Origin of the sequence: Leisingera sp. ANG-S5, assembly GCF_000813925.1 — a bacterium.
Classification (GTDB): domain Bacteria; phylum Pseudomonadota; class Alphaproteobacteria; order Rhodobacterales; family Rhodobacteraceae; genus Leisingera.
This window is the reverse complement of record NZ_JWLH01000003.1, coordinates 470984-483804: the sequence shown is the minus strand read 5'-3', so window position 1 is coordinate 483804 and position 12821 is coordinate 470984. Positions and strand designations below refer to the sequence as shown.

General features: G+C 63.1%; 12 protein-coding genes. 5 read left to right on the top strand and 7 right to left on the bottom strand.

Annotated elements, in window-relative coordinates; all coding sequences use genetic code 11:
* Nucleotides 1–13: 13 nt before the first annotated feature.
* The 5 genes from ntrX to dusB form a co-directional block, all read right to left on the bottom strand.
* Nucleotides 14–1423 (bottom strand): nitrogen assimilation response regulator NtrX, encoded by a 1410-nt coding sequence (gene ntrX / locus RA25_RS07055; RefSeq protein ID WP_019296221.1) that lies wholly within the window; start codon nt 1421–1423, stop codon nt 14–16.
* Nucleotides 1420–3702 (bottom strand): sensor histidine kinase NtrY-like, encoded by a 2283-nt coding sequence (locus RA25_RS07050; RefSeq protein WP_039170991.1) that lies wholly within the window; start codon nt 3700–3702, stop codon nt 1420–1422. Before RA25_RS07050 ends, ntrX begins: the two co-directional genes overlap by 4 nt.
* Before the next feature lie 100 nt (nt 3703–3802).
* Nucleotides 3803–5167: a sigma-54-dependent Fis family transcriptional regulator gene (locus RA25_RS07045; RefSeq protein ID WP_039170988.1), complete on the bottom strand. Its 1365-nt coding sequence runs from the start codon at nt 5165–5167 to the stop codon at nt 3803–3805.
* A 3-nt stretch (nt 5168–5170) separates the two neighbouring features.
* Entirely contained in the window at nt 5171–6250 is a 1080-nt protein-coding gene (locus RA25_RS07040; protein WP_019296218.1) for a two-component system sensor histidine kinase NtrB, read from the bottom strand.
* Nucleotides 6247–7233, bottom strand: coding sequence for a tRNA dihydrouridine synthase DusB (gene dusB, locus RA25_RS07035; RefSeq protein ID WP_039145804.1), 987 nt, complete (start codon nt 7231–7233; stop codon nt 6247–6249). Before dusB ends, RA25_RS07040 begins: the two co-directional genes overlap by 4 nt.
* A gap of 182 nt (nt 7234–7415) precedes the next feature.
* Between dusB and RA25_RS07030 the strand changes: the two genes are divergently transcribed.
* The 4 genes from RA25_RS07030 to RA25_RS07015 all read left to right on the top strand — a co-directional run bounded on the left by RA25_RS07030 (nt 7416) and on the right by RA25_RS07015 (nt 10870).
* The gene (locus tag RA25_RS07030) at nt 7416–8552 is read left to right on the top strand and encodes a bifunctional 2-C-methyl-D-erythritol 4-phosphate cytidylyltransferase/2-C-methyl-D-erythritol 2,4-cyclodiphosphate synthase (RefSeq protein ID WP_039171261.1); all 1137 of its coding nucleotides are present in this window, start codon (nt 7416–7418) and stop codon (nt 8550–8552) included.
* Complete coding sequence (locus tag RA25_RS07025; protein ID WP_039145803.1) at nt 8549–9055, top strand: phosphatidylglycerophosphatase A family protein; 507 nt, start codon at nt 8549–8551, stop codon at nt 9053–9055. The genes RA25_RS07030 and RA25_RS07025 overlap by 4 nt, the downstream gene beginning before the upstream one ends.
* 2 nt (nt 9056–9057) lie before the next feature.
* Nucleotides 9058–9549 (top strand): CinA family protein, encoded by a 492-nt coding sequence (locus tag RA25_RS07020; protein ID WP_039170985.1) that lies wholly within the window; start codon nt 9058–9060, stop codon nt 9547–9549.
* 139 nt (nt 9550–9688) lie between these two features.
* On the top strand, nt 9689–10870 hold the full coding sequence (locus tag RA25_RS07015) for an ammonium transporter (protein WP_039170982.1): 1182 nt from the start codon (nt 9689–9691) through the stop codon (nt 10868–10870).
* An 85-nt stretch (nt 10871–10955) separates the two neighbouring features.
* On the opposite strand, the gene tmpT is transcribed toward RA25_RS07015, so the two are convergent.
* Nucleotides 10956–11597 carry a thiopurine S-methyltransferase gene (gene tmpT / locus RA25_RS07010; protein ID WP_039170980.1) on the bottom strand — a complete coding sequence of 214 codons (642 nt, stop codon included), beginning with the start codon at nt 11595–11597 and terminating at the stop codon, nt 10956–10958.
* A gap of 93 nt (nt 11598–11690) precedes the next feature.
* A complete protein-coding gene (locus RA25_RS07005; protein ID WP_019296211.1) occupies nt 11691–12137 on the bottom strand; it encodes a type II toxin-antitoxin system RatA family toxin in 447 nt (148 codons plus the stop codon).
* Between the two features lie 74 nt (nt 12138–12211).
* Here RA25_RS07005 and hpt point away from each other — a divergent pair, with 74 nt between their 5' ends.
* A complete protein-coding gene (gene hpt / locus RA25_RS07000; protein WP_019296210.1) occupies nt 12212–12757 on the top strand; it encodes a hypoxanthine phosphoribosyltransferase in 546 nt (181 codons plus the stop codon).
* Nucleotides 12758–12821: the final 64 nt, after the last annotated feature.

Below are 12821 nucleotides of genomic sequence, written 5' to 3'. Positions count from 1 at the left end.
GCGGAGGCCATTCTCAGGCCTGTTCTTCTTCGGCTTCCACATGCGCCACCCGGGCGCCCGCCTTGTTGGAGGTGACCACCCCCAGCGACTTCAGCTTGCGGTGCAGTGCTGAGCGTTCCATGCCGACAAAAGACGCCGTGCGGCTGATGTTGCCGCCAAAGCGGTTGATCTGGGTCAGCAGGTATTCGCGTTCAAACGCCTCCCGCGCCTCGCGCAGCGGCAGGGTCGCCAGCGCGCCGGACAGCACCACCCGGCCCTCCTCCTGCGGCTTTTCTTCCTCGCGCGGCAGATCCTTGGCCTCAATCGGGCCGCTGCCGTCGCCCAGGATCAGCACCCGCTCCACCAGGTTTTTCAGCTGGCGCACATTGCCCGGCCACAGCATGGTCTGCATCAGCGCCACGGCCTCATCTGTCAGCTCGCGCAACGGCAGGCCCTGGGCCTCGTTGAACTGGGCGATGAAATGGCCCGCCAGCAACGGGATATCCTCGCGCCGGTCCGCCAGTGAGGGCACCGCAACAGGCACCACGTTCAGCCGGTGATACAGCTCCTGGCGGAACGTGCCGGCCTCGATCTCGGCATCCAGATCCTTGTTGGTGGAGGACACCACCCGAAGGTCGACTTTGATCTTGTCCGAACCGCCGACCCGCTGGAACTGCTGGTCCACCAGCACCCGCAGGATCTTGGACTGGGTGCCCAGCGGCATGTCAGCAACCTCGTCAAAAAACATCACGCCGCCATGCGCCTGCTCCAGCAGCCCCGGCTCCACACCGCGCTCCGAGGATTCGCGGCCGAACAGAACCTCTTCCATCCGGTCCGGTTCAATGCTGGCGCAGTTCACGGTGACAAAGGGAGCCGACGCGCGGTTTGAATTGGCGTGGATATAGCGCGCTGCAATCTCCTTGCCGCTGCCCGCCGGCCCGGTCAGCATCACCCGGCCATTGGATTTCGTCACCTTGTCGAGCTGGCTGGTCAGGGTGCGGAACGCCGCAGAGGTACCGATCATCTCTGCCGGCCCGGTGTCCTTGCGCTTCAGATCGGTATTTTCCCGGCGCAGGCGCGAGGTTTCCATCGCACGCCGGATCACCACCATGAGCTGGTCGATGTTGAAGGGCTTCTCGATGAAGTCATAGGCGCCCTGCTTGATCGCCGCGACCGCAATTTCGATGTTGCCGTGGCCGGAGATGATCACCACCGGAATATCCGGCGTGTCCCGCTTCACCGCTTTCAGGATGTCGATCCCGTCCATCTGGCTGTCCTTCAGCCAGATATCCAGGATCATCAGGGCCGGCTGGGCCTCTTCCAGCCGCGCCATGCATTCGTCGGAACTGCCCGCTTTGCGGGTGGCATAGCCTTCGTCCTCAAGAATGTCCGAGACCAGTTCGCGGATGTCGCGCTCGTCATCAACAATCAGAATGTCACTCATGTCAGACCTGCTTTCACTGTGCTCTTGTTAGGCGCCGCCGCTTTCTGGGCTGCGGCGGGCAGGCGGATCACCGCCATTGCGCCGTTATGCGCGTGTCCCTCGAACACCGGGGCATCTTCCAGCGTCAGCGTGCCCCCGTGCTCTTCGATGATTTTCTTGACGATCGGCAGCCCCAGCCCGGTGCCAGCATCCCGCGTGGTCACATAAGGCTCGAACAGCCGCGCCCGGTCTTCCGGCAGACCGATGCCATTGTCCGCAATCCGGACCTCATAGGCAGTGCCTGCCTGTTGGACCGACACCCGAATTTCCGGCACCAGCCCCTCCGGAGCGCCCTTTTGCTGCAGGCTTTCAATGGCTTCACCTGCGTTCTTGATCAGATTGGTCAGCGCCTGGCCAATCATGGTGGCATCCAGATCCGAGGGCATCGCTGCCTTGGGCAGATCCGCCTTGATCCGGACATCCGGCTGGCCCTGCTGCTGCAGGATCACCGCGTCCCGCACCAGTTTCACCAGATCCTCCTCCCGCCGTTCCGGTTCCGGCATGCGGGCGAATTTCGAAAACTCATCAACGATCCTGCGCAGATCATTGGTCTGGCGCACGATCACATCAGTCATGGATTGGAGCTGATCGCTGTTCTCCTCGCCCAGCTTGGGGGCGAACTTGCGCTTGATGCGTTCGGCGCTCAGCTGGATCGGGGTCAGCGGATTCTTGATCTCATGGGCGATGCGGCGGGCCACATCACCCCAAGCCGCCATCCGCTGGGCGCTGACCAAATCGGTCACATCGTCAAAGGCCACCACGTAGCCTTCCAGCCTGCCCTCGCCGGAGCGGCGCGGCGACATCCTGACCAGCAGATTCTCCAGCTGGCCCTGGCGGGTCACCTTGATCTCTTCCTGTACCACCTCGGCACCGGTCTCGATCAGCTCTGCAAACAGCGGTCCGAACTCAGGCACCGCAACGGCCAGCGCCAGCGATTGCTGATCCTCCTGCCAGTCCAGCAGCCGTTCGGCAGAGCGGTTCACGAAGGTCACCCGGCCGTCAGCATCAAGGCCAACCACGCCGGAGGTCACGGAGGACAGAACCGAGTCGAACAGCCGCCGCCGCCGTTCAATCTGGCGGGTGTTGTCCAAGAGCCTGCCGTGCTGGGCCTTCAACTCCCGGGTCATCTGGTTGAAGTACTGGCCGAGCTGGGAAATCTCGTCACCGCCGTCCTCAATCGGCACCTGCACATCCAGATTGCCGGCCCCGACCCGCTGCGCCGCCACTGTCAGCCGCCCGACCGGGCGCGACAGCCGTTCTGCAAACCACATGCCCAGCCACATCGCGGCCAGGATCAGGATCACCGCAAACCCAATATACAAGAGCGCAAATTCAAACAGCACCCTTCCCCGCTCGCTTTCCAGCTGCTGGTACAGATGCGCAGTTTCCTGGGTGTCATCCAGCAGGTTCAGCAGCTCGCCGTCCACGTCCCGGCTGATATACAGGAACCGGTCGACAAAAGCGTCCAGCCGCACCAGTGCGCGGAACTCGCTGTTGTCCCAGTCCTCGATCAGCAGCAGACCGTCTTCGCGGGCAGCCCCAAGCTGCCGCTCGCTGGGCTTTTCGAAATCGAACTCATAAGACCGCTCGCCGCGCGCACGGATCAGCCCTGCGCTGTCAACAATATAGGCCTCGCGCAGTCCCCGCTGAACCTGCAGCTGGCCTTGGGCCAGCACCAGCCGCAGTTCGGCATCGTTGATGAAAAAACTGCGCGACCGGCTGCTGTCGAGGTAGCGTGCCAGCGCACGGGCATCCTCGGTCAGATCACCTTTCTGCTGCGACTGATAGGCTTCTGCAGCCTCCAGCGAGCTGCCAATCACCTGCCGCACCCGCTGCGAGAACCAGCCCTCAAGCCCGACATTCACGGTCAGCACCGCAAAGACCGCGACGATCACAGTGGGGATCAGCGCCAGGAACCCAAAGGCCCCGATCAGCCGCAGGTGCAGCCGGGAGCCCGCCGATTTCGACCGCCGCGCTGCAAACAGGCGCACGATCTGCGCCATCACCAGCGCTGCAATGGTCAGGATGTAAACGAGGTCGGCCAGCAGAATCAGCCGCAGCGACCTGGACGAGGCCCCCTGCCCCAGCGGGCCGATGATAAGAAACGTCGCCAAGGCCAGCACCGGACCCAGCAGAACCAGTCCGATGGTGCCGATATTGCGCGCCCGGCGGGTTCTCCGCCACCGGTCCAAGGCCGCAAACGGCCCGTATGCCGCCCTCAGATGTGACTTATGCGCCACTTACTGCCCTCATCCTGATGTGCGACTCTTTGCGAGTCACCGCCATATCTCGTGGTCCTGCCTAGGAAATTTACAACAGGGCCACATTTCTGTGGCGATATTACATCAGTTTGCGGCGGCGTGTCACCTCAATATCCAGATCGGTAATCTTCTTACGCAGGGTATTCCGGTTGATCCCCAGCAAATCCGCGCATTTTGCCTGGTTTCCGCCAGTCGCCGCCAGGGCAATTTCGATCAGCGGCGTCTCCACCTCGCGCAGCAGCCGCATATACAATCCCGGCGGCGGCAGCATATCTCCATGCAGGTCAAAATACCTCTGCAAATGGCGGCCCACTGCTTCCGACAGCTTCTCATTTGTAAACCCTGCCGCTTCCGGCTGCGGTCCGGCTTGCGGCCCCAGCACCGCCTCGGCATCCGCCTTGGTGATTTCTTCGCTGCGCGAAGTCAGGGCCAGGCGGCGGACAGTGTTTTCAAGCTGCCGCACATTGCCGGGCCAGGAGAACCGGCGCAGCACCTCGCGCGCAGCTTCGCTCAGCACCCGGTGCGGCGCGCCTTCGTTTTCGGCCTTGATCAGGAAATGCTCCGCCAGCAGCGGAATATCCTCGACCCGTTCCCGCAGCGCCGGCACATGCAGTTCCGAGCCGCAGATCCGGTAGTAGAGATCCTGACGCAACCCGCCGCCTTCCATCGCCGCCCCCAGATCCTTCTGACTGGAGGCAATGAACCGCGGCGCGTGATCGCCCGGCACATCCATCATCCGCACCAGCCGCGCCTGTGCCTCCTCCGGCAGGTCGGCCAGCTCATCAATCACCAGTGTGCCGCCCTTCACTTGCGCCAGCAGCCGCGACGGGCCTTCCAGCGCGATCAGATCCGCCGTATCCGCATGCACAAAGGGCAAGGTGCGGCGGTCCGAAAAATCATGAATTGCCTGCGCAATCAGCGACTTGCCGGTACCGCTTTCACCGGTGATCAAGAGCGGCAGATCGGTGTTCATCACCCGCGCAATGAGCCGGTACAGCGCCTGCATCACCTCGCTGCGGCCAATCAGCGGCAGCTCCTCGGGGCGTTCCGCTGTATCCGGACGCGCAGCAGGCGCCACCCGCTTGGCCGCCAGCGCCTTGGCGGTGCGCTTCATCAGTTCCGGCAGGTCAAAAGGCTTGGGCAGGTAATCATAGGCCTCTGCCTCCTCCGCCTTGATCGCCGTCATGATGGTGTTCTGTGCCGAGATCACGATCACCGGCAGCCCGGGCCGGTCCGCCTGGATCTTGGGAAGCATCTCCAGCCCGTTCCCGTCCGGCATCATCACATCGGAGATGACGACATCGCCCTTGCCCTCTCCCACCCAGCGCATCAGCGTCGTCAGTGAAGAGGTCGCATGCACCTTGCAGCCCGCGCGCGTCAGCGCCTGGGTCAGAACGGTGCGGATGGTGCGGTCGTCATCAGCGACCAGAACGGTGCCGTCCATGGATCAGCTCTCCTGCGGTTTGGCGTCACGCGGCACGCGCGACAGCGACAGCCGGAACACCGTGCGCCCGGGAACCGAGCTTACGGAAATCCAGCCATTATGCTCCGAGACGATCTTGCTCACCAAAGCAAGGCCGAGCCCGGTGCCGTTCTCCCGGCCCGAAACAAACGGGTCGAAAATATCGTCCTTGATCTTGTCCGGCAGCCCTGGCCCGTCATCGGTAATTTCGATCTGAAGGGGCAACAGTTTGCCGGTCCCGTCACTGCGGCGCAGCCGGAAGGAATGTTCATAGAAAGTACGTATCTGAATATTTCCGCCTTTTGGATCAGCAGCTTCCGAGGCATTCCTCAACAAATTCAGCACCACCTGCAGCAGCTGGTCCGCATCGCCCCAGGCCATCGGAAGCGAGGGATCGTAGCTCTCGGTGATGGTCATATGGGCACCAAAACCCAAGAGCGCAGACCGCCGCGCGCGGTCCAGAACATCATGCAGGTTCACCGGCTGGAACGCCGGTTCAGTCAGGTTGCCAAACTGCTCCACTTGCTCCAGCAGTTTCACGATGCGGCGGCTTTCGCTGACGATCAGGTCGGTCAGCTCCAGGTCCTCCGGTCCCAGCCCCATGCTCAGAAGCTGCGCTGCGCCGGTGATGCCCGCCAGCGGGTTCTTGATCTCATGCGCCAGCATTTCTGCCATCCCGATGGCTGAGGCGGCGGCGGATTTGGCCGAATGGGTCTGGGTCATCCGCCCGGCCAGCTCCCGCGGGGTGACCATCAGCAGCATCACTCCCTCCTGCCCCTGCAGTGGTGCGATCTGCACCCCGCACTGCAGCGGCGCCCGGCTGCCGGAGCCGACGTCGATGTCGTTCACGAACAATGGCGTGCTCTGCACCCGGGCCCGGGCAAAGGCCTCCTCGATCGGCGCGTCGATGGCCAGGGTGTCCCAGACCGGCTGCCCCAGCAGCGCCTTGCGCGAGGTGTTCAGGAACCCCTCACCGGCGGCGTTCACATCAGCAATCTTGTCCCAGGCGTCGATCAGAAACGCCGGCACCGGCAAAGAGGCCCAGAGAGCTGCGCTGTCCATCATGCGGCGGCCTCCGGTCTTTCGGCGCTCAGCGCCTCCGGCAGCAGCGCCAGCACTTCTTCCGGGTTTTTCTCCGTCAGCACCGCCCTGCGCATGGCGGGGGTGGTTCCGGCCTCATCCATGTACCAGCCCAGGTGCTTGCGTGCGACACGGACGCCAAGATCCTGCCCGTAGAAATCCAGCATTGCCCGGTAATGCTCTGAAACCATTTGAATAAACGCATCTCCTTGCGGAATCTCCGGCGCCGGTGTGCCCCACAGGTGATGCGCCACGTCTGCCAGCAGCCAAGGCTTTCCTTCGGCCCCGCGCCCGATCATCACGCCATCTGCGCCAGAAAGCTCCAGCGCCTGCCGGGCAGAGGCGGTATCAACGATGTCGCCATTTGCCAGCAGCGGCACAGTCACCGCGTCCTTGACGCCCCGGATCGCCGCCCAATCGGCAGAGCCCTTGTAGAACTGGCAGCGGGTGCGGCCGTGGATCGTCACCATCTGCACCCCGGCCTCGCAGGCCCGGCGGGCCACATCCGGCGCGTTCAGGCAGTTGTCGTCCCAGCCCAGCCGCGTCTTCAGCGTCACCGGCACATCCACGGCGCCGACGACGGCTTCGATCAGCTTCAGCGCATGATCCGGCGTCTTCAGCAAGGCAGAGCCGGAATAGCCGTTGGTCACCTTCTTGGCGGGGCAGCCCATGTTGATGTCGATGATGCGCGCGCCTTGGCCTGCAACCTGTTTCGCAGCCTCGGCGATCCAATATTCGTCACGCCCCGCCAGCTGCACCGCGGTATTCTCCACATCCGCGCTCAGCTCGGCCCGTTCGCGCACGCCTGGCTTGGCCTGCACCATCTCCTGGCTTGCCACCATCTCGCTCACCATCAGCCCGACGCCGAAAGAGCGGACAAGATCCCGGAACGGCCGGTCGGTGATTCCCGCCATCGGCGCCAGTGCGATGGGCGGGGACATGGAGGTGGTTCCAAGCGTGAAGGACAATTGCCTAATCCTTGTGCAACTGAGAGGTTTTTACCCGAAGCTTCTGCTATGCAGCAATGAATTGCGCCTCTGCAAGCCGCTCCCGCACTTCATTTGCCTATTTTTTAATCACATTCCGCCGGGTGATTGCCACTTCCCGCGCCACCTCATAAACAATGCGGGACCTATCGGACGAGGACCGCATGACCACAGCCGCCCTGATCGTCGCCGCCGGCCGCGGCACCCGCGCAGGCGGCGGCACGCCCAAACAATGGCGCCCGCTCAAGGGCCGCCGGATGATCGACTGGACCCTCGAAGCCTTTGCGAATGCAGGTGTGGACCTCACGGTTCTGGTGCTGTCACCGGATGACGCCGCCGCCTGGGGAGAATTCTCCGGCAGCCCCGGTCTGATCCTCGCTGAAGGCGGCGCAGAACGGGCTGCCTCCGTCCTGAACGGTCTCAAGGCGCTGGAGCTGCACGGCGTAGACAAGGTGCTGATCCACGACGCCGCCCGCCCCTGTGTCAGCCCTGCCCTGATCCACAGCATTCTCAATGCCTTGGACGCCGGACCTGCCGCAGCCCCGGCGCTGGCGGTGACGGACGCGCTGTGGACCGGAGCAGACGGCAGCGTCACCGGCACCCAGGACCGCAATGGCCTGTTTGCCGCGCAGACGCCCCAAGGCTTCCGGTTTCAGGACATTCTGGCGGCACATCTTGCCCACCCCGGCGGAGCCGCCGATGATGTCGAGGTGGCGCGCGCTGCAGGGCTTGACGTCCGCATCATTCCGGGGGAGCCGGACAATATCAAAATCACCCGCCCCGAGGATTTCACCCGGGCGGAGCGCATTCTGGGAGCAGACATGGATATCAGGCTTGGCAACGGCTACGACGTGCACCGGTTCGGCCCCGGCGACAGCGTGATCCTGTGCGGGGTGGAAATCCCGCATGAGAAAACGCTGCAGGGCCACTCCGACGCCGATGTGGGCATGCACGCCGTCACCGACGCCATCTATGGCGCGCTGGCGCAGGGCGACATCGGCCAGCACTTCCCGCCGTCCGACCCGCAATGGAAAGGCGCCGCCAGCGAGATTTTCCTGCGCCACGCCGCCAATCTGGCGCGCGAGATGGGGTTCACCCTGTCGAACGTCGATTGCACCCTGGTCTGCGAATACCCCAAGGTTGGCCCCCACGCCGCCAAGATGCGCGCGGTGATGGCTGAAATCCTGGGCATCGGCGCAGACCGTGTGTCGATCAAGGCCACCACGTCGGAACGCCTGGGCTTCACCGGCCGCGGCGAGGGCATTGCCGCTATCGCCACCGCAGCGCTGGTGAAATCATGAAGAGACAACGCCTGGCCTTCCTGATCGGCACCGTGGGCGGCATCGGCTACCTGCGTCCGGCCCCCGGCACCTGGGGCTCGCTTGCCGCCCTGCCCATGGCTTATGTGCTGCATCAGCTTGGCGGGTTCCTGCTGCTGGCGCTGGCGACCGTGATCTGCATGGTGGTGGGCGTCTGGGCGGCGGAAGCGATGACCCGCAACCGCGAGAACATGGACCCCTCGGAATTTGTCCTGGACGAGGTCGCTGGCCAGTTCACCGCGCTCTGGGCCGTGTCCTACCCGGCCTGGGCGCATGATATCGAGATCACCGCGCTGTGGCCGGGCTGGATCGCCGCCTTTGTGCTGTTCCGCCTGTTCGACATCCTGAAACCCGGCCCCGTCGGCTGGGCCGACCGGCAGAAGGGCGCAACCGGTGTGATGATGGACGACATCATCGCGGGCATCCTGGCCGCCATCTGCGTGGCTGCGCTCGCCTTCCTGTCGCACGGCGTTTTGGGGATGTGAACATGGACGCGGATGAGCTGATCAGGCGCGCAACCGCTGCCGGCATCACCATCGCCACGGCCGAAAGCTGCACCGGCGGCATGATTGCCGCGGCGCTGACGGATATCCCGGGCTCCTCCGCCGTGGTCGACCGCGGCTTTGTCACCTATTCCAACGCCGCCAAGATGCAGATGCTGGGGGTGAAGGCAGAAACTCTGGACGCCGTGGGCGCGGTCAGCGAGGAGGTCGCCGCGGAAATGGCGGCAGGCGCGGTGCGGAACGCTGGCGTCACCCTGGCCGTCTCCGTCACCGGCATCGCAGGCCCCGGCGGCTCAGAATTCAAGCCAGAGGGCCGCGTCTGCTTTGGCCTGGCCCGCGCAGGCCAGACTGCCACAACAGAAATCGTGGAATTCGGCGCCATCGGCCGCGCCAATGTTCGCGCCGCCACCCGTGACCACGCGCTGGAGCTGTTGGCGCAGGCCGTTTCCCAAATCGAACGCGAAACGGGCAGCTGACCCGCAACGGCGCTCAATTTTTCAGCACTTGCAAAAAAGCCCCGTTTTTGTGCGCCTCCCGCACCCCTGCCGCTTTTTTCTGCGCGCAACCTGCGCTTTCTCCTGACCTCACCGGCTTTTGAGGGGAAGGAACAATCGGATGAACGGAGCGGATACCGCATGGATCATTGTGGCCACGGCCCTGGTCCTCTTCATGACATTGCCAGGCCTGGCCCTGTTCTACGGCGGCCTTGTGCGTGCCCGCAATGTGCTCAGCGTCTTCATGCATTGCTACGCCATTGCCTGTTTGATGAGCGTTCTGTGGCTGGCCTTCGGCTACAGCATTGCCTTCGGAAGCGGCACCTCCGGTATCTGGGGCGGTCTGGACAAGATGTTCCTGAACGGCGTCACCGCCGACAGCCTGTCCGGCACACTGCCCGAGGTTCTGTTCTTTGCCTTCCAGATGACCTTTGCCATCATCACCCCTGCGCTGATTGTCGGCGCCTATGTGGAGCGCGTCGGCTTTGGCTTTGTGCTGGTGTTCTCCGGCCTCTGGATGCTCTTGTGCTATGCGCCGGTGGTGCACTGGATTTGGGGCGGCGGCTTCCTGGCGGACGGCGGCATCTTTGGCGACGTGGGCGTCAAGGACTTTGCCGGCGGCATCGTGGTGCATGAGACCGCAGGCCTCGCAGCCTTGATCATCGCCTTCTTCCTGGGCCCGCGCAAAAACCGCACCATCCCGCCGCATAACCCCGGCTATGTGATGATCGGTGCCGCAATGCTGTGGGTCGGCTGGTTCGGCTTCAACGGCGGCTCCCAGCTGGCCGCAGATGGCGGCGCGGCAATGGCACTGACCGTGACCCATATCTCCGCCGCCACCGCGTCGCTCAGCTGGGCGCTGTGGGAAAAGATCAAATACGGAAAGGCCTCCCTTGTGGGCCTGGTCACTGGCACCATTGCAGGCCTCGCCTCGATCACCCCGGCGTCCGGCTTTGTCGGCCCGATGGAAGCGCTGATCATCGGTGCCATTGCCGGCGTGCTGTGCCAGGAGATGGTCAACCTGGTGCGCAACAAGATGCAGATCGACGACACCCTGGACGTCTTTGCCGTGCACGGCGTCGGCGGCATCTTCGGCACCATCATGATCGCCATCTTCGGTGCCGGCGCCTGGGCCGCGCAGCTGGGTGCGCTGGTGATCGTCGGCATCTTCACCGTGGTGGTAACCATCGCGCTGGTGAAGATCTCCGCTTTGATCACATCCCTGCGCGTGGATCTTGAAAGCGAGACCAATGGCCTCGATCTTTCTGTACACGGTGAGCGCGCATACGACATGAACAGCTGACCCCGGCTATGACGGATGCCACCACTCACGGCAGACGGTGCCATTTCGCACCGGACGGGTCCCCTTGGGGGACCCGTTTTCTGTTTCAGGAGAAGGGAGTTAGCAGCCAGGCCTGTTCCAGCGCATTGCAGCGTTCGCCGATCCGGCCGTCCGCAGCTCGCTCCTCGATCCGAGTGATTTCATGGCTGCCCTGATAGAGCGCCTCTACCACTGATCCCGGCACCGAAAACGGCGGCCCGTCCATCAGGGATTGATCGTAGTCGAACCCGATCAGCAGTTGTTTTGCGTTTCCAGTGATCCGGTTCAAATGCGCCGCATAGGCCTGCCGGTCCTCTGGTTTCACCGCGACCAGCGCCGCCCGGTCATAGACCGCTTCAACCGCGCCAAGATGTGCCGGGGAAAGGGCAAAGAAATCACCTGCGTAAAGGGCCAGCTCGCCTGACTGATAGCGGATTAGCCCTTCTGCTTGGGAGACGTCCGGTGTCAGTCCCAGCCGGGCAAAGACCTCTTCCACCGCGCCTTGATTGAACTCCACACCAGTCACACGCAGGCCCTGTGACAGCAGCCAGTCCAGGTCCAGCGCCTTGCCGCAAAGAGGGAGGAACACGCTTTGGCCGACCGAAATCCCGAGCCGGGAAAAATGCTTGATCAGCAATGAGTTCGGCGCCGCTTCGTGAAAGCCGATGCGGTTCTCGCGCCAGCGCGCCTGCCAGAATTCCTGTTCCATTGCAGCTTCCCTTTCAGCTGGAAGTATCATTTCCAAAAGGTGATACGACTTGAAGCGCGCTTAAGGTCAACAGCTATCCCGCGCGGCAATGCCTCAGCTGTACAGCTCCGCAGCGCGGCGTTCGAACGCGCGTACGATGCGCTGCATCGCCTCGTTGAAGACAACGCCGATGATGCCCTGCAGAACCGCATTCTTGAATTCGAAATCGACGAAGAAGTCGACGTCGCAGCTGCCATCCTCGCGCGGGGTGAAAATCCAGTGGGATTTCATGTAGCGGAACGGGCCATCCAGATACTCAGTATCGATTTTTCTCTCGCCCGGATAAAGGGTTACCCGGCTGCCGAACCGTTCGCGGAAGACCTTGAAGGAGATCACCAGATCCGCCTCCATCACTTCTGCCTCACCCATCGGCGCACGGCTGCGGATACGGGCCGCGGCGCACCAGGGCAGGAATTTCGGGTACTGCGCGACATCGGCCACCAGATCGTACATCTGCTGTGCCGAATAGGGCATCTGGCGGGTTTCCGAGTGTGTGGGCATCTGTCCGCTGATTTTCTGCTACAATTACCGGGCGTGATGTCCTATGTACGCGCGGGAAATTCAAGGGGGCAGCCATGACACAGCGTCCATATGTCATTGATGTGATGATCTCGGCCAAGGCAATCGCCGCGCGGATCGAGGAGCTTTGCGAGGAAATCCAGAAGGAATTCGGCAATACCGACAAGCTGGTCGTGGTTGGCCTGCTGCGCGGAAGTTTCGTGTTCATCGCCGATCTGGTGCGCGAGCTGGACCTGCCGATCGAGGTCGATTTCCTGGAGGCGTCCTCTTACGGCGACTCGATGGAAAGCAGCCGGGAAGTGCGCATTCTCAAGGACTTGCGCGGCGCCATTGAAGGGCGTGACGTGCTGGTTGTTGAAGACATTGTCGACACCGGCCACACGCTGAACCATGTCACCCACCTGCTGCAAAGCCGCAATCCGGCGCGGCTGAAATCCATTGCGCTCTTGGACAAGCCGTCGCGGCGCGAGGTGGATTTCCGCTCTGATTGGGTTGGCTTTGAAATCCCGGACGAATTTGTCGTCGGCTATGGCATCGACTATGCGCAGCGCAACCGGAATCTGCCGCATATCGGCAAAGTGCGGTTCACCGACGAGGGCTGAATCAGCCAATACCCGGGGGGTGACATGGGTGCACCCCCTGTACACCGCCTGTGCACCCCCTGGT